The sequence below is a fragment of the Billgrantia pellis genome (assembly GCF_008297955.1).
GTDB classification, from domain to species: domain Bacteria; phylum Pseudomonadota; class Gammaproteobacteria; order Pseudomonadales; family Halomonadaceae; genus Halomonas; species Halomonas pellis.
Map to the genome: position 1 here is coordinate 495,497 of NZ_VTPY01000001.1, position 22,778 is coordinate 518,274.

A 22,778-nucleotide genomic window follows, 5' to 3' on the forward strand; every position below is an offset into this window, starting at 1 on the left:
CTAATGTAGGAAACGGCTTACACGGCAGGCACGGATTTACCGGGCACCCCGGGAGTTGGCGCGTCTTCGCTTTCTCGACACTTTGAACCCGTGCTTTAGGCCAAGGGTAGCGCCCCCGATTGACCCACATTGCGGGAAATGAGGGTGATGTTATCCTGTGTTGTCTATGCCATTTATCGACCGCCCTTGGCGCACAAGCGGCAGTGCACCGAGCTGCGACGCCATTCGAGGCGCGCGGCAGGGCTTGGGCTATACCTACCAGCATGCCGGCGCAAAAAGGTCATCTACGCCAGAATGAGTCGCTTGGTGCGATAGATGTTAGCCCATTACTGCCAAGATTGACAAGTCTTTCTGGAAATAAATGCGTATTTATCGAGGCGGGCGTTTTCTGCCTCTTTTATCAGTAGCTTACTGGAATGCGACACGTGGAAAAAAGAAGTGCGACGCATGATGCCCCTGCGGTTACGGCAGAAATGAGCAATACGCTAAGCGATCGCCTGCGCGTTTGTGCGCGTCTTGCGGGAAGCGGCAATGCCTTGGCAGACAAGGCAGGAATTGCCAGGCGGACTCTCGAGAACTACTTCAGTGGGCGGAGTGAGCCCAAGGGGGCGGCGCTCGCCTCAATCGTCACGGCCGTGGGGGTGAGCGGCCATTGGCTGTTGACTGGCGAAGGGGAAATGCTGCTTGAAAAGTCCGTGGGCTCGCAGTGCATGGATCCTGCCGCTGGCAGCGGCAGGGTGATTGCCCCTGACTTCGATGCACTCGAGGAGGTAATTGCCAAGACGAGTGCCGTGTTCGAGGCCAAGGGCATCAGGCTACGGCCCGAGGCCGAAGCCAAGGTGATCCGGTTGATCTACGAGTACTACCTGCGCCATGGCGACGCGATGGACGAGGCTACCCTGGATAACGTTATAGCGCTAGCCGCCTTCCGCTGATATGCGCATGAAAAAGGTGGGCATCTCGGTGCATCCCGGTAGGTGGAGGCCGCTAGTATGGGGTGCACCGGGCTGCGCGACAAGCAGCCTCACTCACCTGGAAGGAGGTCCGCATGCTGGAAACACTGATTAGCCAAATCAATGAGGCAGTAGAGAGCGGTCGGGATCATTCGCAGAGTGCTCCGATCAATATCATCATAGGCAATGGCAATACCGTGGTGATTGGCAACGACAACAGTGGCTGGCCGGCAGAGGGAGATGGGAGTGGCGCATCAAGAGGCCGAAAAGGGGTGGCCGGCAGTCATGGCCTGCACGAGTGTCGTCAATTGTTCGAGTGCAGCATGGTGGGCCTGGTAGTAGAGCGCTGACAGCCTCTCCTCTTCCATGTTGCGAGCCGGCTGTCGCTGGGCATGGCGACGCTCGGTTTCCTTTATACGATCAAGGAGACTCCCGTAAGCCCCTTGGCCTAGCAGTATTGCCTCACGAAGGAGGATGTCGACCTCCAGGCCGTCAAGGAACTCATCGCAGGGGACGCCGATTAGCAGGTCGACAGTGGAGAGCAGACCGATGAAATAAGCCGTTTGTCGATTTAACTGCTCCTGTTGTGCAAGACGCTCACAAGCCTTGGCGCGCGTCAGCGCCAGCGGGGTGAAGGTGGAATCGGCATGGTCGAGCAGGCCAAAGAGCGTCACCCAGCGACAGAGTTGGCGGAAGCCGAGTCTGGCGACGATGCCCTGAATCGAGACGATGGTGCCGTGGCGACGGTAGTAGACGCTGTGAGCGATACGCGTGAGCTTGATGGCAAGTTGGGGATCGGATTGGATCAGGGAGACGATCTTGAAAGTATCGGGCTCGGGTTGCATGAGCTGGTTGAGTAGCTGCATGGCCTGAAGCGTTGTCGGTGGGATTTTTTTGCCATAAACCGGCACAGGATGGGCATAGAAGTAGCCCTGAAAGAGGTCGAACCCCAGTGCCAGGCAGGCGTCATGCGCCTCGCGGGTCTCCACGCGCTCGGCGATCCACTGCACGTCCAGGTGAGCGAGGCGGGCGCGGTGCTTTGCTGCCGTTGCGAGGGACAATGACAGGATGTCGACCTTGATGTAAGAGGCGAGCGAGAGTAGCGGATCCCAGTCAGGCGTAAAGGTAAAATCGTCCAGCGCGAAGCGAAATCCCTGCTTGTGCAGGCGGCGTACGGCGTCGACAAGCGTGGGAGTGGGGGTGATACGCTCGACGAGCTCGATGACGACCCGATCGGGCGGCAGTGGAAGAAAGGGCTGGGTGAGCAGCAACTCGGTAGAAACATTGATGAATGCCGGCACTCGAAGCAGATCGGTCCTACCGATGACGGCAGTGCTCAGGTGGTAGACAAGCTCCGAGGTGGCAGTGTCCTCCCCGACATCGCCAGCATTCTCGCCCTGGTCATTGCGGTAGAGCAGCTCGACCCCGTAGGGGGTGTCCTTGCGGTCGAAAATGGGCTGCGCGGCGAGTAATAGATTGCCCGTTCCCTTTGCTGTTTGTGTCATCCCGGCGGTCCTTCGGTGCTCTTCTGACCTCCCTTGTCGCCTTGGACACGTTATTGTGCCCCTGGTCAAGCGCCAGGCAGGTCCATGCGTGACAAGCTTACCTTTTAGGACCTCATAAGCCAAAAATTTTCCAATCCGAGCAAAAAATGGGGGTTATTTGCGCTTCAGGGGTTGGATAACGCAAAATTGGGCTAGTCTGCCGGCCGCTTGTCTTTCGCCGGCGCCTCGGGGAGCTCCATCACGACGCAAGCACCGTTTAGCGTCGGGGCATCGCCGACCCAGAGTCGCCCTCCCAGGTGGGCAACGATGCCACGGCTGATCGGCAGTCCTAGGCCGCTGCCTCGGGGGCGCCCCGAGACTCTTCCGCTATTGGCGCCGTGGCGCTTGATCTGGTGAAATTTCTCGAACACCCGTTCACGCTCGTCGACGCCGATGCCAGGGCCGTTGTCCTCGACGCTCAAGCGATAGCCCTTCTTGTGTCGAGCCAGGTGCAGGCGCACTCGGGGCGTATCGTCATCGGCGAACTTGCCGGCATTGTCCAGCAGGTTGATGATCACCTGTTCGAGTCGATCGGGATCGCCGATCACCGGTGCTTCCTCGGGCTCGATGTCGACCTCGAGTGCCACGCCGCGGCTCTCCTGGAGGCGATGCACGGCATCGACGCTCTGCCGGGTCAGGGCAGCCAGGTCGAGACGTTGTGGGGTGAGTGTCAGGCGCCCGCTTTCCAGGCGTGCTAGGTCGAGGATCTCTTCGATCAGCCGCGACAGCCGTTGGCTCTCGAGCACCACCACTTCGAGGAAATGGACACGCTTTTCTTCCGACAGCGCCCGGCTGTCGCGCAGGATCTCGGCGAAAGCGCGGATCGAGGTCAACGGGGTACGCAGTTCATGGCTGACCATGGCGACAAACTCGTCCTTGAGGCGATCGAGTTCGCGCAGGCGCTCGTTGGCAGCGCGGAGTGCCTCGCCAATACGCGCCAGCTCCTCCGATTTCTGTTCCAGCCGGCGGTTGTACTCCAGGGCCTGGGAGGTCGTATCGAGAATGCTGAGGATCGCCTCCCGGTCAAGCGCTTCGCCGCGCACTACCGAATTGATCAGCACACGGGCTGACGCGCTGCCCAGGGCCCCCGAAAGCGCCTGCTCGGCGCGGGCGATGAGCGCCGGCGGGGCAGGATCGCCGTCGGCGGGGGCATCGTGGCGGTCGGCCAGGATGCGTGCCGTGGTCTGGGTGCCGAGATAGCGATTGAGCAGGCTCAGCAGCTCGCCCCAAGTGGTCTGGCCGCGCCAGAGCGAGGTGTGCTGCAGGCCGGGGTTCATCGCCTCGGTGAATAGCGCCGCCTGAGTCTGCTCGACCGGGCTCTGACGCGTGAACAGCGAGACTCCTACCAGCAGGCTGACGTTGGCGATCAGACTCCACAACAGCGCATGGCTATAGATGTCGAAGCCTTCCAGGCCGAACAGCGCGTACGGGCGTAGCCAAGCCAGTCCCAGCAGGCCTTCGCTGACCAAACTGGCGTCGAGCCAGCCCGATTGAGCGAAGCCCGGCACCAGCAGTGTGTAGCACCAGATGGCGAAGCCGGCCAGTAAGCCCAGCGTAGCGCCGAGCCTGGTTGCCCCGCGCCAGTACATGCCGATCAGCATGGCCGGGGCGAATTGCGCGACGCCGACGAACGACACCAGGCCGATTGTCACCAGGCTGTAGGAGTCGCCGATCAGCGCATGGTAGAGATATCCGAGCAGCAGGATCAGCACGATTGCCACGCGACGTATGCCCAGCAGCCAGCGGGCCAGCTCGCCCTGGGAACTCAGGTGCAGCCGTCGAGAGCGCAGCAGCAGCGGCATCATCAACTGGTTGCTGACCATGGTGGAAAGCGCAATGGTTTCGACGATCACCATGCCGGTGGCGGCCGAGAGCCCACCGATGAACACCAGCAGCGGTATGCCTTCCAGCCCGGCGGCAAGCGGCAGGGTCAGCACGAAGCTATCGGGATCGCCGTCCCCGCCCAGCAACAGACCGGCCATGGCGATGGGAATCACGAACAGGTTGATCGCCACCAGATAGAGTGGGAACAGCCAACTGGCGCGCCTGAGGTGACGTTCGTCGACGTTCTCCACCACCAGAACCTGGAACTGGCGCGGCAGCGTCAGAAAGGCGAGGAAGGCAAGCAGCAGGGTGCCGACCCAGCCGATGGCGCCGCCCGGTACCGCCTCGAGGCCCAGGGCACCGGACAGTTCGGGGCGGTCGGCGACCTGGCGAAACAGATCGACAGGGCCATTAAACAGCACGAACACGACGAACACACCGACCGTCAGGAAGGCCACCAGCTTGACCAGCGACTCGAAGGCGATGGCCGCCACCATGCCCTCGTGGCGCTCGCTGGCGTCCAGGTGGCGGGTGCCGAACAGAATGATGAAGACGGCGAGTACCAGGGCCACCCAGAGCGACTTGTCCGACCAGAAGCTTTCCTCGGCGAGGCGAAACTCCGCCGTGGCGGGGTAGTCGACCAGGACCGCATGGCTCAGAGTGATCGCCTTGAGCTGCAGGGCGATATAGGGAGTGACGCCGATCAGCGCAATCAATGCCACCAGCGCACCGAGGCTCGAGCTCTTGCCGTAGCGGGCACTGATGAAGTCGGCGATGGAGGTGATGCGCTGGGTGCTGGCGATTCTCACCATCTTGCGGATCAGTAGCGGCGCCAACAGCATCGCGAGCGTCGGACCCAGATAGATCAGCAGGAAGCTGGGGCCGAACTCGGCGGCACGACCCACGCTGCCGTAGAAGGTCCAGGCGGTGCAATAGACGGCGATCGACAGGGCGTAGACGGTAGGGGAGCCGATGACCGAGCGGCCCTGTTCGGCACGCCGATCGCCCCAGGCGGCGATAACGAACAGCAGCGCCAGGTAGCCGAAGGCGGCCGTCAGGACAACCGGATCGGTTCTCATCGGGTCATTCGTCCCCCTGGCCGCGCTCCACCAACCAAGCCGTCAGAACGATCGTCAAGAGCCATGCCACGAACAGGTAGAACGGCAGCCACGAGATCGCCCGGTCCGGCCCACGATCGAAGATGACCACCAGCGGCGGCGAGAAGAGCAACGCCGCCAAGGCGACAAGGGCAACCAGCCTGGCCCGGGCGGTATCGCCGCTCATGTGCAGGCGTCCTCCCTGTCGAAGGCGGTTGCTTGCAACGCCAACGCCTCTTCCAGGGTATCGAGGCCGCGCGCTTCGAGCCGAGGCAACAGTGCCAGCCACAGCTCGGCGGTAACGCGGGCATCGCCCAGCGCCGTATGCCGGGTGCCGGGTGGAAAGCTCAGGTCATAGCGTTCGGCCAGGGTATCCAGGTCGTGTCCGTCGAGACTTTCATCCAGCGCCCGCGAGAGCAGGAGCGTATCGAGCACCGGCATGTCCAGCGTCACGCCGGCGCCGGTCGGCTGCAAGGCGAGCAGGTCGAAGGCGGCGTTGTGAGCGAGAAGCACCGCATCGCCAACATAGTCGCGAAAGCGGGGCAGGATGACCGCCAGCGGTGGGGCGCCGGCCACGTCGGCGTCGGTAATGCCGTGTATCGCCGTGCTGGCCGGGGGAATCGGCTTACCGGGGTCGATGCGCACATCGAAGGTGTCGCTGGCAAGCAGTCGGGCATTGACGATGCGGCAGGCCCCGAGGCTGATCGGCTTATCGCCGCGGCGAAGCTCCAGGCCGGTGGTCTCGGTGTCGAAAGCGACCACTTCCAGAGTGCGCAATGACTGGCGGGCCAGCTCGGCGTCGGGCGGCGGCAGATCGGCGATACCGAAGTCATGGAACTCGGGGCGTGGCGGCAGCCGAACGGGTGGCGCGCCGACCCGTTCCACCGCCGGCAACGGCAGGCGCAGGCGGGCGTGCGTGCCGTCGGGATCGGCCAGGCTCCAGGCATCGCTGGCGTGCTGGCGCAGTAAGTCGCCGATGCGTGGCGACAACGGCAGGGTCTCGAGTCGCCGCTCGCACCAGACGGCCAGTTCATGCTGGGGCAGCGGCGGGCCGGGCCAGATCAGGTCGAGATAGACTCGGCGGTTGCCGAGCCGCATCTCGCCTTCGAAGCCGACGTTTCCGACGTGTGCGCGCAGCCGCTCGAGCAGGGTGACGAGCAGGGCCAGCAGCGCGGGCGCATCGCCCTTGAACCAGGCCGGCATACCGATGGGTGTCACCTCGATTCGATGATGGGCGAGGCGTTCGTTGAGTGAACGCCAAAGATCGTTGGACCACAGCGGCACCAGGCGCTCGCCCTGCTGCTGCATGTCCTCGAGCAGTTGGCCGAAGCGTTCGATCTCTTCGCCGAGCGCCTGGCACTCCTCGCCGATCACGGCTTCCAGACGGCGCTGTAGCGTATCGTCGATATGCCTGGCCTGGCGCACGCTGCCCAGTGCTTCGGCGGCACTGCTCAGGCTTGCGCCGTGACGCCGTAGCGCCGGCAGGCGCTCGGCCAGGCCGGCGCGCGCGCCCATCTCGTGGGTCCAGGCGGCGGTGGCATCGGTCAGGGTCAACAGGCTCTCGCCGTGGCTGTTGGGGACGCGGCGCATCACGCCATGCAGCCAGCGCTCGTCGCAGGGGATCAGCAACTCGCGTGGCGAGCCGTCGGCGGGAAGCTGGCTCAGCGCGTCCTGAAGGCTGGCGACCGGCAACAAGGCGTCGAGGCGCTTGCCCAGCCCTAACCCGGTATGGCCTTCGAACAGGGCTTCGGCCGCCTGGTTGAACAGTAGCAGACGGCGATGGTGATCGCAGAGCAGCAATGGCGTATCGAGCACCTGCAGCAGGGTTTCCAGTTCCTGTCGGATTCGTGCCGCACTGCGTGCGCCCTCGGCGTGGGCGGTGGCGAGGCGCTGACGGTCGCTGCGCCAGGCTTCGCGCACACGTATCAGGTCGGGGCCGAGACCGCGCAGCCAGCCCTCGGGGGGATAGTCGTCTCGTGCGTCGGGGTTGGCCACCAGGCGTGCCAGTTGAACCTGAAGGTGGCGCAGCGGGGCGAACAACATGCGTTCGAGCAGCAGACCCACGAGAAACAGGGTGCCGCCACCGGAGAAGCAGCCCAGCCACAACACCAGACGCGCGATACCCTGGGGCTGAAACAGGCTGTCCAGCCAGGCGGCGAAGAGCGCCCCGCCCAGCAGGCTGATGCCGCTTAGCAGCAGCCAGAGGCCGATCAAGCGTTGGCGCTTGGGCAGCTTGCCCCGGAACATCAGGCATCCTCGCCCAGCAGGATCTTGACTTTCTCGACCAGTGCCTGGGTAGAGAACGGTTTGGTCACGTAGTCGTCGGCACCCAGCGCCAATCCTTTCTCGCGTTCGACCTCGCGCCCGTGGGCGGTCAGCATGACGATCGGCAGGCGGGTGTAGCGGGGGTGTTGTCGCAGTTGATCCAGTACATCGAAGCCGCTGATGCCGGGGAGGCTGATGTCGAGCAGGATCAGGTCGGGCGGTGCCACCTCGATCTGCGCCAGGGCGCTTTCGCCGTCCTCGGCCGTCTCCACGTCGAAGCCGGCCTGTTGCATCAGGAACTCCAGCGACAGAACGATGTTGGGCTCATCGTCCACCACCAGCACCTTGGCCATTCATGACTCCTCGTCCGCTCGTTATATGTTGTTATCGATCAGTCTAGTGCGCGCGGGGAGTCCGGCAAAGACGACCTTGGCCCAAGTTCGCGGTGCAGCGCTTCCTCGTGCCGCATCGGCTCGCTCATGGAGCGTCGAGGGGCGACGTGAGGGAATCGACTCGCCCCATACGACTTTAGATGTAAATAACTGCCGGGGGGGCTTCCTGCCATGGACTTGTTTTCCCTGGCTGTTCATCCTTGGGCGGGCAGCGTACCGCGCTGCCTGACCCGGTTCTGCTGACGACATAGAAGGCTGGCATGTCGTCTCGAGCGGAGCCTGACTTGCAAAACATGCGAGCCAACAACGACAAGAGCGCGATTCCTTATAAAGGAGCTGACCAGAATGAGTGCCATCGTCCTGTTGATTCTCGGGCTTGGCGGAATGGCGGCGGGGTATTGGGTTTATTCTCGCTTCATTGCCACCAAGATCTATCGCCTCGATCCCGACTTCAAGACACCCGCTCACGAATACGAGGACGGTGTCGACTTCGTACCGACCAACCGCTTCGTGCTTTGGGGCCATCATTTCACCTCGGTGGCCGGTGCGGCACCTATCGTGGGCCCGGCCATTGCGGTTATCTGGGGCTGGTTGCCGGCTTTCCTGTGGGTCGTGCTGGGAACCGTGTTCTTTGCCGGTATCCATGATTCCGGTGCGATCTGGGCCAGCGTGCGCAACAAGGCCAAGTCGGTAGGTGCACTGACCGGTGACGTGGTAGGCGGGCGCGCTCGCAGTCTCTTCATGATCGTCATCTTCCTGGTACTGCTGATGGTCAACGCGGTGTTCGCGGTGGTCATCGCCGGACTGATGATGAATTTCTCCAGCGCCGTGGTCCCGGTATGGGGGGCGATTCTGGTGGCCCTTATCATCGGCCAGCTCATCTATCGTCGCGTTCTCAGTTTGCCGGTGGTGTCGATCCTCGGTGTCATCGCTCTCTATGCCTTGATCTTCATCGGCCCGTCGGTACCGATCCAGATGCCGGCCGAAGTGGGCGGACTCTCCGGCAATGCCGTCTGGATCCTGATCCTGTTCGCCTACGCTGCCATCGCTTCCATGCTGCCGGTGTGGGTGTTGCTGCAACCGCGCGACTACATCAACGGTCTGCAGCTGTTCATCGGTCTGATCGTCCTCTATGGCGCGATCCTCTTCCTCAATCCGACCGTGGTGGCACCGATGATCAACGGTGACCTGCCGGCGGGCACGCCGTCGATGTTGCCGCTATTGTTCGTCACCATCGCTTGCGGCGCCATTTCGGGCTTCCATGGATTGGTTTCCTCCGGCACCACCTCGAAGCAGCTCAATCGTGAGCCCGATGCGCGCTTCGTCGGCTACTTCGGCGCCGTGGGCGAGGGCATGCTGGCGCTGGCCGCGATCCTCGCCGCCACTGCCGGCTTCGCTTCCTTTGCCGACTGGCAGGCGGTCTATACCGCCTTCGGCGCCGGTGGCGTCAACGCTTTCGTCGAAGGCGGCGCCTTCATGATTCACAACGGCCTGGGGCTGCCCGAAGCGACGGCGGCGACCCTGCTCACCGTGATGGCCGCGCTTTTCGCCGGCACCACCATGGATACCGGACTGCGCCTGCAGCGCTATATTTTCCAGGAGTGGGGCGAGATCTATCAGCAGAAGTGGATGACCCGTAACGTGCCAGCCACTCTGCTGGCCGTGGGCAGTTGCCTGCTGCTGGCCTTCGGCGCGGGTGGGGCCGGCGGTACCGGCGGCATGATCATTTGGCCGCTGTTCGGCACGACCAACCAGCTGCTGGCGGGCCTGACCTTGCTTGTGGTCACGGTGATGCTGGTGAGGCTGCGTCGGCCGATGTGGTACACCCTGGCGCCGCTGTGCTTCCTGCTGGTCATGACCATCGCCGCGCTGCTCATCCAACTGCGCACCTTCTTCAATGAAGGCAACTACTTCCTGTTGTTCCTGGATTTCGTGGTGCTGATTGCCGCTATCCTGGTTGCCATGGAGTGCGCATCGGCGCTGAAGCGCTCGCGTGCGGAGGTGGCCCGGCAGGGGTGATGCCAGGGAGGTATCGATGAACGACGATCATGGCGAGGGTCGTGATCCTCGTCTCGAACGGGTTCGGGCCTGGCTGAGCCAGGCCCGTTTCTTCGCTGAGGAGATCTACTCCGCGCGCTATCGCGGTGCCGTTGCCCGGGCGCGACGCGACGAGGACGATCTGTTCATGCTGCTGGTATTTTCCGACATGATGGGCGTGCCCAATCCGGCGGCCTATTACACCCTGGAGCTGCAGCCACTGCTGCTCGAGCGCTTCCATGACTGGCATAAGCGAATGGGGATGGAACGGTCGCCGCTCGAGCATTTCAGGTGTTGTTGATCGTCATTGGCAACATCACCATGCCGGCTCAGCATGGGCCAAGAGGGAATCGCCATGAAGGAGCTTTTAGACAAGCGCCTGCTCTGGGTGGGGGGCAAAGGTGGGGTGGGCAAGACCACCGTGGCGGCGGCACTGGCCGTGCTGGCCGCACGCCGGGAGCGCCGCGTGCTGGTCGTCTCCACCGACCCGGCCCATAGCCTGGGTGATGTGTTCGATCGGGAATTGGGCGATGCTCCGCGTCGCCTGCTGCCGAATCTCGATGCCATGGAGATCGATCCGGATGCCGAGGTGGACGCTCACCTGGCTCGGGTGACCGAACAGATGCGCCGCTATGCCGCGCCCGAGATGATGCAGGAACTCGAGCGACAGATGCGCCTGACCCGTCAATCGCCGGGCACTCAGGAAGCCGCATTGCTGGAGCGCCTGTCGCGCATCGTGATCGACGACGAGGCGCCCTACGACCTGGTCATCTTCGATACCGCCCCCACGGGTCACACTCTACGGCTGCTGACTTTGCCGGAAGCGATGGCCGCCTGGACCGATGGCCTGTTGGCGCACAACCGCAAATCCGAAGAGCTGGGCCACGTGCTTGCGCATCTCACGCCCAAGCGCGGGCGCGATGTGGCCACTCCCTTCGACGATCCCGGCGAGGACCCGCTGGCTGAACTGGATGACCGCACCCGCGACGTGGCGCGTACCTTGATCGAGCGCCGTCGCCTGTTTCATCGTGCGCGACGGCGCATCGAAAACGCCGCGGAAACCGGTTTTCTCTTCGTGCTGACACCGGAGCGACTGCCGATCCTTGAAACCGTGCGAGCGGTGGAAACACTGGAGGCGGCCAGGGTGCCGGTGGCGGGCACACTGGTCAATCGTGTCATACCGGAGGATGCCGATGGCGACTTCCTGCGCGCCCGGCGCGAGCAGGAGGCAACCTACCTGGCACGCATCGATGAACGGCTCGCTCACCTGCCGCGCCCGCGGCTGCCGTGGCTGCCCACCGACGTGCAGGGCATGGACATTCTGGAGGCATTGGCGACTCGGCTCGAGTCCCTGGGCTTCTAAGGCAGCCATTCGCTCAACGACATGATCGCCCCAGCCGAACGCGGGCGAGTCGTACCGTGGCCGCTTCTAGAGATCGACCTTCTCCTTGTATTCGCATAGGTCTTCGATCACGCAACTGCCGCAGCGCGGACGGCGCGCCAGGCAAGTGTAGCGACCGTGCAGGATCAGCCAGTGATGGGCATCGCGGCGGAATTCCCCGGGCACGTGACGCAGCAGCTTCTGCTCCACCTCGTTCACATTCTTGCCCGGCGCGATCCGCGTGCGATTGGAAACGCGGAAGATATGCGTATCCACGGCAATGGTGGGTTCACCGAAGGCGGTGTTGAGGATCACGTTGGCGGTCTTGCGCCCTACGCCCGGCAGCGCCTCCAACGCGGTCCGGCTGCGCGGTACCTCGCCGTCGTGCTGCTCGACCAGGATGCGGCAGGTCTTCATCAGGTTCTCGGCCTTGGTATTGTAGAGGCCGATGGTCTTGATATACGACTTGAGCGTGTCGAGACCAAGATCGAGGATCGCCTGGGGGGTATTGGCCACCGGGAACAGACGGGCGGTGGCCTTGTTCACGCCCACGTCGGTGGCCTGGGCGGAGAGCAGTACGGCGGTGAGCAGCTCGAAAGGCGTGCTCCAGTTCAGCTCGGTGGTCGGCTCGGGGTTGTTGGCACGCAGCCGGGCAAAAATCTCGTGGCGCTTTTGAGTGTTCATGTCTCTCCGGGGCTCATTGCGGCTGGGAGGAGGCCAAGGCTTCGCGGGCTTCGTCGAGCAGGGCGTTGGCCTGTGCAAGCTGAGCCTCGGCCTGGCGTTCGGCGGCGGCATCGTCGCGCCGACGGGCGCGTTCGAGTTGCGTGCGGGCACGCTTGACCGCCTGCTCGGCCGCCTTCATGGCCATCTGGCGCTGGCGCTGCTGTGGCGCGGGCCCCGTCGCATCCTGCGGAGCGCGCGTGTTCTGCCGGATCAGGCGACGCTGGCGCTCCAGGCGTTTCTCCCTTGCTTCGCGAGCCAGGCGTTGCTGGCGCGCTTCAAAGCGCTGCTGGCCGAGCCGAGCCCGTTGTGCCACATAGCGCTCACGTTCGGCTTCGCTGTCGGCGGCCTGCCAGCCGGGATGCGGCATCAGGTCGATGCAATCGACCGGACAGGGCGCCACGCAGAGTTCGCATCCCGTGCACTCGGCGGTAATCACGGTGTGCATCTGTTTGCTCGCCCCGAGAATGGCGTCCACCGGGCAGGCTTGAATGCATTTGGTACAACCGATGCACTCCGCTTCGCGGATGACGGCGGCCAGCGGCGCCTGGGCAGGCTGCTCCAGGGGCAGCAAGGCCTGCCCGGTCAGTTCGGCGAGTCGCTCGACGGTTGCCTCGCCGCCGGGGGGGCAGCGATTGATGGCTTCGCCGGTCGCAATGGCCTCGGCATAGGGGCGGCAGCCCGGATGACCGCACTTGCCGCACTGAGTCTGCGGCAATAGCGCGTCGATGGCGTCGATCAGCGAGGGATGGCCCGTCACATGCACTCCTGTTGGGCTCGTAGCTGCGTCAGCATGGCGGAAGGCGCTTCATTATACGCCGCTGGCCGCACCGGGGCATCCCTGGTTCTGGGTGGGGGCCTTATTCCTGGGGCACGCTGTCGGCGACCGGGTGGTAGGCGTGGATACGGTTCCGGCCGCCTGCCTTGGCGCGATAGAGCGCCTGGTCGGCGGCGCGCATGATATCGGCCGGGGTCGTTAGCTGGCCTGGGACGTGAGCGGCGACGCCAATACTGACCGTGACATGGCGGCCGGTCGGGGAAGTGGCATGGGGCAGGCCAAGGTCGCTCACTGCCCGCAACAGGGCTTCGGCATGGGCGACAGCGGTATCGAGCGAGGTATTCGGCAGCAATACGCTGAACTCCTCGCCCCCGGTGCGGGCGACGAGAAAGCCGTACACGCTCAGCTTCTCCTCCATGCATTCGGCCAGCGTCATCAGGCAAGCGTCCCCTGCCTGATGGCCATAATGGTCGTTGTAGAGCTTGAAGTGATCGATGTCGATCATCATGGCTGCCACACGCCGATGCCGAGGAGAGCCGTCGAGCTGCTCTTCGAGCCGTTCGTCGAACAAGCGGCGATTGGCGATGCCGGTCAGCGGATCGTGCTGGGTCATCTCCAGCAGCAGAGCGGACTGCTGCTGTTGGTGAGTCAACAGGTTGCGGAATTCCCGCGCCAGGGTGCCGATCTCGTCGCGACGCATCAAGAGGCCGCCGGGCATCGAGGGCGGGACGGCGTCATGATGCAGGCGCTGGGTATAGCGGGAGAACTGGCGCAGCGGCGCCAGTATCATGTGTTCGAGCAGCCATAGCACCACCAGCAGGGTCATGACCAATACGCCACCTGTCCAGTAGAGGGCGAAACGAAAGGTCTCCAGGCTGGCCTGGTAGCGCTGGCGCGGCAGCAGGGCGTCGATGCGCACCGCGTGGCTCGTCGGAATGGCGGCAACGTGGCGGCTGGCGGTCATGTGAGTGGGCGAGATGCGTTCGAGCGATTCGCGGGGAAGGCTGCCCGCCCCGACGATATCGAAACGAAGATCGATGCCGGTGGTATCGCGCAGCTGTCCGATTCGTGACTCGGAGAGGGGACGTACCATGGCCAGCCAGCCGGCGGATGATGCGTCTTCCCGGTTCTGGTGGATGGGCGACAAGGCGCCCATGGCCAGTGGCGGCAGCGCCAGCAGCCAGGTCTGCGTGGCTTCCTCGAATCCATTGTCGATTGGCTGGCGAAGGTGGCGCATTGCAGGCGCCGCCCAGTCACAGGGGGGCTGGATACCGGGGCAGGAAGTGAACTCGCCCTTCTCGTCGAAACCGGCTATCCAGTAGGGCTCGCTATCGCCGTCGAGGAAAACCATCAGCGCCAGATCGAGGGTGTCGAGCGTATCCTCGTAGAGATTGGAGTCGACATATTCAGGACGCTTCCCATGGACGAAATCGTAGGTATCGTCCCAGTAGGCCCAGTCTTCCACCAACCGGTGCATATGGCCGAGTTCGCTGTCCAGGGCCCGCTCGGCCCGATCGAGTTCGGCGCTGGCGAATGCCTCTTCATCTTCCAGCAGGATCGGCATGATCTGGAGGCGGGCGACCAGTACCAGGGCCAGCAGGGCCAGACACAGCACCCCCAACAGAGCGAGAAAGAAGCGGTGCCTCAGCGAAGTCAAGGCTACAGTCATGTACGAGGCTCGCCTACGTCGTTAGCGATTCAATGGGGGCTTGACATCGCTATCGGCCGCAGGCGGTCAAACTTTAATGAAATACACGTTTATCTCACGCGCTGGCCGGGCTCGGCACCCGAATCCGGCGACAGCAGGTAGATGCCTTCATCGTTGCCTGCGGCCAGTACCATGCCCTCCGAAACGCCGAAGCGCATCTTGCGCGGCGCCAGGTTGGCGACCATCACCGTCAATCGCCCTTCCAGCGCTTCGGGTGCATAAGCCGAGCGGATGCCGGCAAAGACGTTACGGGACTCGCCACCGAGATCGAGCGTCAACTGGAGCAGCTTGTCGGCCCCTTCGACATACTCGGCCTTGGCAATGCGGGCGATACGGAGATCGACCTTGGCAAAGTCGTCGAAGGCGATCTGTTCGGCGATGGGGTCGTCGGCAAGCGGCCCTTTGACCGCCTCCTTGAGCTTCTGTTCTTCCACCAGATCCTCCTTCGATGCCTCGATCATGGCATCGATCCTGTCGCGTTCGACACGGGTCATCAGCGGCTTGAACTTGGCGATCGCGTGATCGAGCAGCACTTCGTGACGGCTATGCCAGTCCAGCGAGCTGAGTTCGAGGAACCGGCGTGCCTGCTCGGCCATGGCCGGTACCACCGGCGCCAGGTAGACCATCAGCTGACGGAACAGATTGATGCCTACCGAGCAGATTTCCAGCACCTCACGCTCGCGCCCTTCCTGCTTGGCCAGCACCCAGGGTTCCTTGTCGGCAATGTAGGTATTGGCTTCGTCGGCCAGTTCCATGATCTTGCGCACCGCACGGCCGAATTCGCGGGTTTCGAAGTCCTCGGCAATGGCATCGCCGGCGGCAATGAAGCGTGCCAACAGTTCGGGTTCGGCGCAGTGGGCCGTGAGCCTGCCGTCACCCAGCTTCTTGACGAAGCCGGCACAGCGGCTGGCGATGTTGACGACCTTGCCCACCAGGTCGGCGTTGACCCGGGCGGCGAAGTCCTCGAGGTTGAGGTCGAGGTCGTCGACCCGCGAGGTGAGCTTGGCGGCAAAATAGTAGCGCAGGTATTCGGGGTTCAAGTGCTCGGCATAGGTCGCCGCCTTGATGAAGGTGCCGCGCGATTTCGACATCTTGGCCCCGTTGACGGTGACAAAGCCGTGGCAGTTCACCGCCGTGGGCGTGCGGAAGTCGGCACCGTGCAGCATGGCCGGCCAGAACAGCGCATGAAAGTAGACGATGTCCTTGCCGATGAAATGATAGATCTCGGCCTCGGAGTCCTTCTTCCAGTAGCTGTCGAAATCGATACCGATGCGGTCGCACAGGTGCTTGAAACTGGCCAGGTAACCGATCGGCGCGTCGAGCCAGACATAGAAGTACTTGCCCGGCGCATCGGGAATCTCGAAGCCGAAGTAGGGCGCGTCACGGGAGATGTCCCATTCGTTGAGCCCCGATTCGAACCACTCTTGCAGCTTGTTGCCGATCTGAATCTGCACGTGGCCGCCACGGGTCCAATCCTTCAGGAAGTCGGCAAAGTCCGGCAGCTTGAAGAAATAGTGGGTCGAGCTGCGCACCTCCGGTGTGGCACCGGAGATTGCCGAGACGGGATCGATCAGCTCCGCCGGCGTATAAGTGGCACCGCATGCCTCGCAGTTATCGCCATATTGGTCGCGGGTCTTGCAGCGCGGACACGTTCCCTTGATGAAGCGGTCGGCCAGGAACAGTCCCTTGACCGGGTCGTACATCTGCTCGATGTCGCGGGTGGCGATGTGTCCCCGGTCACGGAGCCGAGTATAGATCAGCTCGCTGAAGTAGCGGTTCTCTTCGGAGTGAGTCGAGTGGTAGTTGTCGAACGCCACGCCGAAGGTGGCGAAATCCGCCTGGTGCTCCTTCGAGACGCGTTCGATCAAGGCCTCGGCGCTGATTCCTTCCTGCTCGGCGCGCAGCATGATGGCGGTGCCATGGGCATCGTCGGCGCATACGTAATGGCATTCGTGGCCACGGCTCTTCTGGAAGCGTACCCAGATATCGGTCTGGATGTATTCCAGCAAATGGCCGAGGTGGATCGAGCCGTTGGCGTAGGGCAGGGCGCTGGTGACCAGGATCTTGCGCGAGGCGCTTGCGGTATTCGACATATCGGCTCTGGAATTCCCAAGAAAAACAGACCCTCGATTGTAGCCCTGTTGGCGCGCGACTGCACCCGATCGCGAAAAGTGCACTTCGGCGGTGCTCGCTTGGCACGCGTACCGTGGCGAGTGGACTACGCTGACGGAACGCGATCGGCGAGAAGCAGGGCATGGAAGCGAGGTATCGACTCAGGCGCAGGCGATGGATGCCTTGGCGACTCGCGATCGGGCTGCTGCTGGCGGTACCCTTGGGAGGTAGGTTTGGATCCGATTATCTATGACGGCGGGTATGCATTGTGGCGTACCACGGTGCTGGGTGTGCTGGGCTATGCCAGCGTGGTGTTTCTGCTGCGTATATCCGGCCGGCGCACGCTATCGAAGATGAACGCTTTCGACCTGGTCGTGACCGTGGCGCTGGGGTCGGTGCTGGCCACGGTGATGCTCAGCAAGGACGTGACGTTGCTGCAGGGCGGCCTGGCTTTCGCCCTGCTGATCGGCATGCAGTATCTGGTGACCTGGCTCAGCGTGCGCACGCGATGGGTCAGGCAGGTGGTGACGGGCGAGCCGGCACTGCTGTTCTTTCGCGGCGATTGTCTCCCCGCCGCCATGCGCAAGGCGCGGGTGACCACGGACGAGGTGCGTGCGGCGATTCGAGCTTCCGGCGTGTCGGCACTGAGCGAAGTGGAGGCTGTCGTGCTGGAAACCGACGGCTCGTTCAGCGTCGTGAAACGCGCCTCGGGAAGCGACGGATCGAGCCTCGAAGGCGTGACGCAGCCCGGTGCGTAGGATGGCGCCTTGTCATTCGAAAGGTATCGTGTCGTGGGGGGCGGATGGGGCGTAGGAAATTGGCATGAGTGGCGCAGCCCGATTCACTTGCATAGAATGGGGCTACTGCCGGGCCGTCAAAGGAATTGACCGCACGACAGACTCTCCGCATTACCCGTTACGCATCATCCGACAAACGAACGTATGCTTTCGAGGATGATTCGATGAAACTACCCAGAGCGAAACTGTTCAGAACTCTCCCCCTGCTGATGGTGGCTGCGCTGATCGCCGGCTGCGGCAGCAACGCACTGACTCCCCGCTACACCAGCGAAAACCCCGATATCTTGCGCATCGGCAATGATCGTCCGGCCGAGCCCGAGCGTACCGTCGAGGACCTCGGTTCCTACTGCATCGAGGTCACCGAAACCTGGGAATCGCATGGCACCACTCCCGACGGCCAGACTCTCTGGGCCAAGAATACCAGCCGAGCCGTGGTACCCTGCGACTGAAACCGCACCACCCGGCCCACGCTCGGCGTGGGCCGGCTAGCCTTTTTTCGAACAGGGGCGCTGCCGGATTTCGCCGTCTGGGCTACATTGGAGCGTGAGCCCGCCAAGGAAGGAGAGCCGTCATGCCGCGTCCCTGTGCCGCTATCGTATCCCGGCCTGATGCCATTGCCCGCTTCTGCGCTCCGCTTCACCGTCGTCGCCTCGGATATGGCCCGCCGCTGGGGCGCGCACTGTTGTTGACGCTCGGGCTGGCGACGGCCAGCACCGCCTGCGTCGCTCAGGGCGATGGGCAAGCGACGAATGGCAACGGCACGGCAGCAGAATGGGAACATCCCAGCGGACATCTGCGGGTAAGTGAATTTCCGGGCGGGCTGGTCGAGGCCGACATCGAGACCTGGAACGAGCTCGTGCCCGACATCGAGCAGATCGAGATCCCGGCCTCGGCCGACGGTGCCGAACAGCTCGCGCTCTACTACGACTCCGGCTCGGAGGAAGCGAAACCGCTGCTGCTGGTGCTCCATAGCTGGAGTACCGATTACTTGCAGAACATCGATATTCCGCTGGGCCAGTTCGCTGTTGCCAACGACTGGGTCTTCATGCACCCCGATTTTCGGGGTCAGAACGACGGGCGTCCCGAGTCGACCGCCTCCGATCTGGCCATCTCCGATATGGAGGATGCCCTCGACTACGCTCGCGAAACGGCCAATGTCGATGAATCGCGCATCTACCTGCTGGGCTATTCCGGTGGCGCGATGAATGCGCTGCATCTCGCCAGTCGTCATCCCGACGTCTTTGCCGGCGTTTCGGTATGGGTACCGGTCTACGATCTCGTCAGCTGGTATCGGTGGAACGACGAGCAGGAGGAGAAATATGCCGAAGAGATCGCCGACGCCTGCGGCGGTGTACCGGAAGAGGGCAGCGAGGCGTGGGAGGAGTGCCTCAAGCGCAGCCCGGTGGAGTACGTGCCCGACGTGGCCGGCGAACTCCGCATTCTCATCGCGCATGGCATCGGCGATGAGACCGTCCCGCCATCACAGGCGTTGCGGGTCTTCAACGACCTGGCCGCCGAAGAGGATCGCATCGCCCAGGAACTGATCGATCGACTCATGGAGGATCGTGAAGTGCCCGAGGAATTGCGCGAACGTTCGACTCACGATGACCGTGAGTTCCCCCATTTCGCCGAGGCCGATGCCTCGGTGTTGCTGCACCTCCAGTCCGGCCCTGCCGAGCTCGTCCTGTTCGAGGGTGAGCACGATATGCTCTATCGGCCCGGCTTGGCATGGTTGGCCCGTCAGGAACGTTGAGTCGTATTTCGTAGACCCAACCAAGGATCGCTGAAACATGCGTTGTCGTTGCCTCACGTACCGCCCGTTCCGGGCGGTGCCCTGGTTCGTCTCCCTATCCCTCGTCACCGCCCTCTGGGCAACGGTCGTCACGGCGGCGGACGACTGGTCGGACGTCATCGACCCGCTGCCCGGCGAGCCGAGGATTATCGGCCATCACGGCGGGGCCTGTTTGGTGGGTGCCGAGCCGCTGCCCGCCGATGGCATCGGCTATCAGGCCGTCGACATGAAGCGCAACCGACATTTCGGCCATCCCGTGCTCATCGATTATATCGAGGCGCTGGGACGCCGCGTCGATGCCGCCGGTTTTGGCCCGATACTGGTGGGTGACATGGCGCAACCCCGCGGCGGGCCGATGCCCTACGGACACGTCAGCCACCAGAGCGGGCTGGATGTCGATATCTGGTTTCGTCTCGATCTGCCGCCGCTGGACCGCCGCCAGCGCGAAGGTATCGAGCAGCCGATCCTGGTCGATCCTCGCACGCAGCGGCTCGATGACCGCTGGACCGATCGCCATGCCGATCTCATTCGTCTGGCCGCAGACGACTCTCGAGTGGCGCGGATCTTCGTCGATGCCGCCGTCAAGCGCGACCTCTGCGAGCGTGAATGGGACGATCGCTCCTGGCTGCGGCGGGTGCGTCCCTGGCACTCCCATGACGAGCACCTTCATGTCCGGTTGCGCTGTCCGCCGGGTGCGGAGGAATGCGTCGACCAGGCCGAGCCACCTCCCGGCGAAGGCTGCCGGGCCATCGTGCCGATACCGCGACCCGAGGCCTATCCGAGTCCGAGCCGGACCCTGCCGCGAGCCTGTCAGGCGGTGCTGAACCCATAGGTCCAAGCCAGACCATCCTGCGACGGACTTGCGACGACAGCGCTCTGCGCGCCGGGTAACATGGGGCGGTTGACCGGTGGGGAGAGAGGCGAGGGTGGAGCAGCGGGGATTCGTGCTGACGCGGCACTGGCAGGATACGCCGGAGGGTACCGAGGTCACCTTCTGGCTGGCGACCGATACCGGTCCGTGCCGTGTGCGCCTGCCCAAGCAACCGTCGGTCGCCTTCGTTCCCGTCGAGCAGCGGGAACAGGTCGAGACGCTGCTTCTGGGGGAACGGGATGTCGAACTTCGTCCGCTCGATCTGCGCGATTTCCGCCAGCGCCCGGTGCTCGGCCTGTACGGCAGGCAGCATCGCCAGCTGATGCGGATCGAACGCCGCCTGCGCGAGGCGGGAGTCGACATTTACGAGGCCGACGTGCGCCCGCCGGAGCGCTACCTGATGGAGCGCTTCATTACCGCGCCGGTGGCATTCACGGGCGAGGTGCAGGCGAACGGCATGCTAGGCGAGGCACAGCTCAAGCCCGCGCCGGACTACCGGCCAACGCTCTCGCTCTGCTCGTTGGACATCGAAACGGACGAGCGGGGCGAACTCTACTCGATTGCGCTGCAGGGCTGCGGCCAGCGCCAGGTCTATATGCTGGGGCCGGCGAACGGGCAAGGCGGTGACGCGGAGCGGGCGCGCGACTTCCCGCTCCACTACTGTACGGATCGCGTCGCGTTGCTGGAATGCCTCAATGCCTGGTTTGCCCGGCACGATCCCGACGTCATCGTCGGCTGGAATCTGGTGCAGTTCGATCTGCGCCTGCTGCAGCGACACGCCGAACGACTCGGCGTGCCGCTATTGCTCGGCCGAGGTGGCGAGCCGCTGGGGCTGCGGGAGCATGGAAGCCATGCCAATCACCTTTTCGCCTCGGCCCCGGGGCGGCTGATTGTCGACGGGATCGAGGCGCTGCGTCAGGCAGCCTGGCGCTTTTCTTCCTTCAGCCTGGAAAACGTGGCCCAGGAGCTGCTCGGCGAAGGCAAGGCCATCGACAATCCGTACCAGCGCATGGAGGCGATCAATCGTCTGTTCGCCGAGGACAAACCGGCGCTGGCCCGCTACAACCTCAAGGACTGCGAACTCGTCCTGCGGATCTTCGAGACAACCGAGCTGATCGACTTCCTGCTCGAGCGTGCCACCGTGACGGGGTTGCCCGCCGACCGTAGCGGTGGCTCGGTGGCGGCATTCTCGCATCTCTACCTGCCGCGCATGCACCGGCTCGGTTACGTAGCGCCCAACCTCGCCCAGGGGCGGAGTGAACGGCAGGGTGAGAACAGTCCCGGTGGTTTCGTCATGGATTCACGGCCCGGCCTCTACGATTCGGTGCTGGTGCTCGATTTCAAGAGCCTCTACCCCTCCATCATTCGTACCTTTCTGATCGATCCCGTCGGCTTGGTGGAGGGGCTGCACGAGCCGGAGTCCGACACCGTACCCGGCTTTCGTGGGGCGCGCTTCTCGCGCAGCCGGCACGCGCTGCCCGACATGGTGGCCCGTGTATGGGCGGGGCGAGAAGCGGCCAAGCGCGAAGGCAATGCGCCGCTCTCCTACGCGCTCAAGATCATCATGAACGCCTTCTATGGCGTCCTGGGCTCGCGCGGTTGTCGTTTCTTCGATCCGCGCCTGGCGTCCTCCATCACCCTGCGCGGCCATGAGATCATGCGCCGCACGCGGGAGCTGATCGAAGCCGAAGGCTATACCGTCATCTACGGTGACACCGACTCGACGTTTGTGTGGCTGGGGCAGGCGCACGAGGAGCGTGTCGCGAGGGCCATCGGGTTGACGCTGGCGGAGCATGTCAACGCCTGGTGGCGCGATCACCTGGCAGGCGAACTGGGGCTTGCGAGCGCGTTGGAACTTCAGTTCGAGACGCATTTCCGGCGCTTTCTGATGCCGACCATCCGCGGCGCCGAGGAGGGCAGCAAGAAGCGCTATGCCGGGCTGGTGCGCGAGGCGGATGGCGGCGAGCGCATGGTATTCAAGGGCCTTGAGACGGTGCGCGCCGATTGGTCGCCGCTGGCCAAGGTGTTTCAGCAGGAGCTCTATCGGCGCATCTTTCAGGGCGAGCCGTATCAGGATTACGTACAGGACTTCGTGAGACGTACCTTGGCGGGCGAGCATGACGAACTGCTGGTCTTTCGCAAGCGCTTGAGGCGCCGGTTGGAGGACTACCAGCGCAACGTGCCGCCACACGTGCGCGCCGCGCGCATGGCCGACGAACTCAACGATCGGCTGGGCCGGCCACGGCAGTACCAGAGGGGAGGCTGGATCCGCTACGTGGTGACCGTGGCGGGGCCGGAGCCTTTGGAGGCGCGGCGCTCATCGCTCGACTACCAGCATTATGTCACCCGCCAGCTCCAGCCGGTGGCAGACGCCATCCTGCCCTTCGTCGGGGGCGATTTCTCGGCACTGATCGATCGCCAATTGGGCCTTTTCTGAAGGGAACGACGGCAAGGGTGATTCGAGTTCAAACGTATGCTTGAATGCAGGCGACGGTGGGCATCTTCCC

General features: G+C 63.7%; 18 protein-coding genes. 9 read left to right on the forward strand and 9 right to left on the reverse strand.

What is annotated here, in order from left to right:
- The first annotated feature begins 473 nt into the window (after positions 1-473).
- Positions 474-935: a helix-turn-helix domain-containing protein gene (locus F0A17_RS02455; protein WP_149326738.1), complete on the forward strand. Its 462-nt coding sequence runs from the start codon at positions 474-476 to the stop codon at positions 933-935.
- Between the two features lie 272 nt (positions 936-1,207).
- Here F0A17_RS02455 and F0A17_RS02460 read toward each other — a convergent pair whose 3' ends face one another.
- The 5 genes from F0A17_RS02460 to F0A17_RS02480 form a co-directional block, all read right to left on the reverse strand.
- Complete coding sequence (locus F0A17_RS02460; RefSeq protein ID WP_149326739.1) at positions 1,208-2,458, reverse strand: EAL and HDOD domain-containing protein; 1,251 nt, start codon at positions 2,456-2,458, stop codon at positions 1,208-1,210.
- Positions 2,459-2,649: 191 nt separating this feature from the next.
- Positions 2,650-5,400, reverse strand: coding sequence for a sensor histidine kinase (locus tag F0A17_RS02465; protein WP_149326740.1), 2,751 nt, complete (start codon positions 5,398-5,400; stop codon positions 2,650-2,652).
- Between the two features lie 4 nt (positions 5,401-5,404).
- Positions 5,405-5,605, reverse strand: coding sequence for a hypothetical protein (locus tag F0A17_RS02470; protein ID WP_149326741.1), 201 nt, complete (start codon positions 5,603-5,605; stop codon positions 5,405-5,407).
- Positions 5,602-7,665 carry a 3'-5' exonuclease gene (locus F0A17_RS02475; RefSeq protein ID WP_149326742.1) on the reverse strand — a complete coding sequence of 688 codons (2,064 nt, stop codon included), beginning with the start codon at positions 7,663-7,665 and terminating at the stop codon, positions 5,602-5,604. The genes F0A17_RS02470 and F0A17_RS02475 overlap by 4 nt, the downstream gene beginning before the upstream one ends.
- Positions 7,665-8,036 carry a response regulator transcription factor gene (locus F0A17_RS02480; protein WP_149326743.1) on the reverse strand — a complete coding sequence of 124 codons (372 nt, stop codon included), beginning with the start codon at positions 8,034-8,036 and terminating at the stop codon, positions 7,665-7,667. Before F0A17_RS02480 ends, F0A17_RS02475 begins: the two co-directional genes overlap by 1 nt.
- A gap of 384 nt (positions 8,037-8,420) precedes the next feature.
- Between F0A17_RS02480 and F0A17_RS02485 the strand changes: the two genes are divergently transcribed.
- From F0A17_RS02485 to F0A17_RS02495, 3 genes are read left to right on the forward strand one after another with little or no spacing between them, the layout of a single operon-like run.
- Positions 8,421-10,094 (forward strand): carbon starvation CstA family protein, encoded by a 1,674-nt coding sequence (locus F0A17_RS02485; protein WP_149326744.1) that lies wholly within the window; start codon positions 8,421-8,423, stop codon positions 10,092-10,094.
- A gap of 16 nt (positions 10,095-10,110) precedes the next feature.
- On the forward strand, positions 10,111-10,413 hold the full coding sequence (locus tag F0A17_RS02490; RefSeq protein ID WP_149326745.1) for a cory-CC-star protein: 303 nt from the start codon (positions 10,111-10,113) through the stop codon (positions 10,411-10,413).
- 54 nt (positions 10,414-10,467) lie between these two features.
- Complete coding sequence (locus F0A17_RS02495) at positions 10,468-11,475, forward strand: ArsA family ATPase (protein ID WP_149326746.1); 1,008 nt, start codon at positions 10,468-10,470, stop codon at positions 11,473-11,475.
- 66 nt (positions 11,476-11,541) lie between these two features.
- On the opposite strand, the gene nth is transcribed toward F0A17_RS02495, so the two are convergent.
- The 4 genes from nth to metG all read right to left on the reverse strand — a co-directional run bounded on the left by nth (position 11,542) and on the right by metG (position 16,792).
- On the reverse strand, positions 11,542-12,177 hold the full coding sequence (gene nth / locus F0A17_RS02500; protein ID WP_149326747.1) for an endonuclease III: 636 nt from the start codon (positions 12,175-12,177) through the stop codon (positions 11,542-11,544).
- Between the two features lie 13 nt (positions 12,178-12,190).
- On the reverse strand, positions 12,191-12,973 hold the full coding sequence (gene rsxB / locus F0A17_RS02505; protein ID WP_149326748.1) for an electron transport complex subunit RsxB: 783 nt from the start codon (positions 12,971-12,973) through the stop codon (positions 12,191-12,193).
- Positions 12,974-13,073: 100 nt separating this feature from the next.
- Positions 13,074-14,660: a diguanylate cyclase domain-containing protein gene (locus F0A17_RS02510; protein WP_149326749.1), complete on the reverse strand. Its 1,587-nt coding sequence runs from the start codon at positions 14,658-14,660 to the stop codon at positions 13,074-13,076.
- Positions 14,661-14,749: 89 nt separating this feature from the next.
- On the reverse strand, positions 14,750-16,792 hold the full coding sequence (gene metG, locus F0A17_RS02515) for a methionine--tRNA ligase (protein WP_149326750.1): 2,043 nt from the start codon (positions 16,790-16,792) through the stop codon (positions 14,750-14,752).
- 252 nt (positions 16,793-17,044) lie between these two features.
- On the opposite strand from metG, the gene F0A17_RS20640 reads away from it, so the two are divergent.
- The 5 genes from F0A17_RS20640 to F0A17_RS02540 all read left to right on the forward strand — a co-directional run bounded on the left by F0A17_RS20640 (position 17,045) and on the right by F0A17_RS02540 (position 22,708).
- On the forward strand, positions 17,045-17,569 hold the full coding sequence (locus F0A17_RS20640) for a DUF421 domain-containing protein (protein WP_223111489.1): 525 nt from the start codon (positions 17,045-17,047) through the stop codon (positions 17,567-17,569).
- A 203-nt stretch (positions 17,570-17,772) separates the two neighbouring features.
- Positions 17,773-18,057 carry a hypothetical protein gene (locus F0A17_RS02525; RefSeq protein ID WP_149326752.1) on the forward strand — a complete coding sequence of 95 codons (285 nt, stop codon included), beginning with the start codon at positions 17,773-17,775 and terminating at the stop codon, positions 18,055-18,057.
- Positions 18,058-18,179: 122 nt separating this feature from the next.
- Positions 18,180-19,361: an alpha/beta hydrolase family protein gene (locus F0A17_RS02530; protein WP_149326753.1), complete on the forward strand. Its 1,182-nt coding sequence runs from the start codon at positions 18,180-18,182 to the stop codon at positions 19,359-19,361.
- A 37-nt stretch (positions 19,362-19,398) separates the two neighbouring features.
- Positions 19,399-20,232 (forward strand): penicillin-insensitive murein endopeptidase, encoded by an 834-nt coding sequence (mepA, locus tag F0A17_RS02535; RefSeq protein ID WP_149326754.1) that lies wholly within the window; start codon positions 19,399-19,401, stop codon positions 20,230-20,232.
- Between the two features lie 94 nt (positions 20,233-20,326).
- Positions 20,327-22,708, forward strand: a complete 2,382-nt coding sequence (locus F0A17_RS02540; RefSeq protein ID WP_149326755.1) for a DNA polymerase II — start codon at positions 20,327-20,329, stop codon at positions 22,706-22,708.
- Positions 22,709-22,778 lie beyond the last annotated feature (70 nt).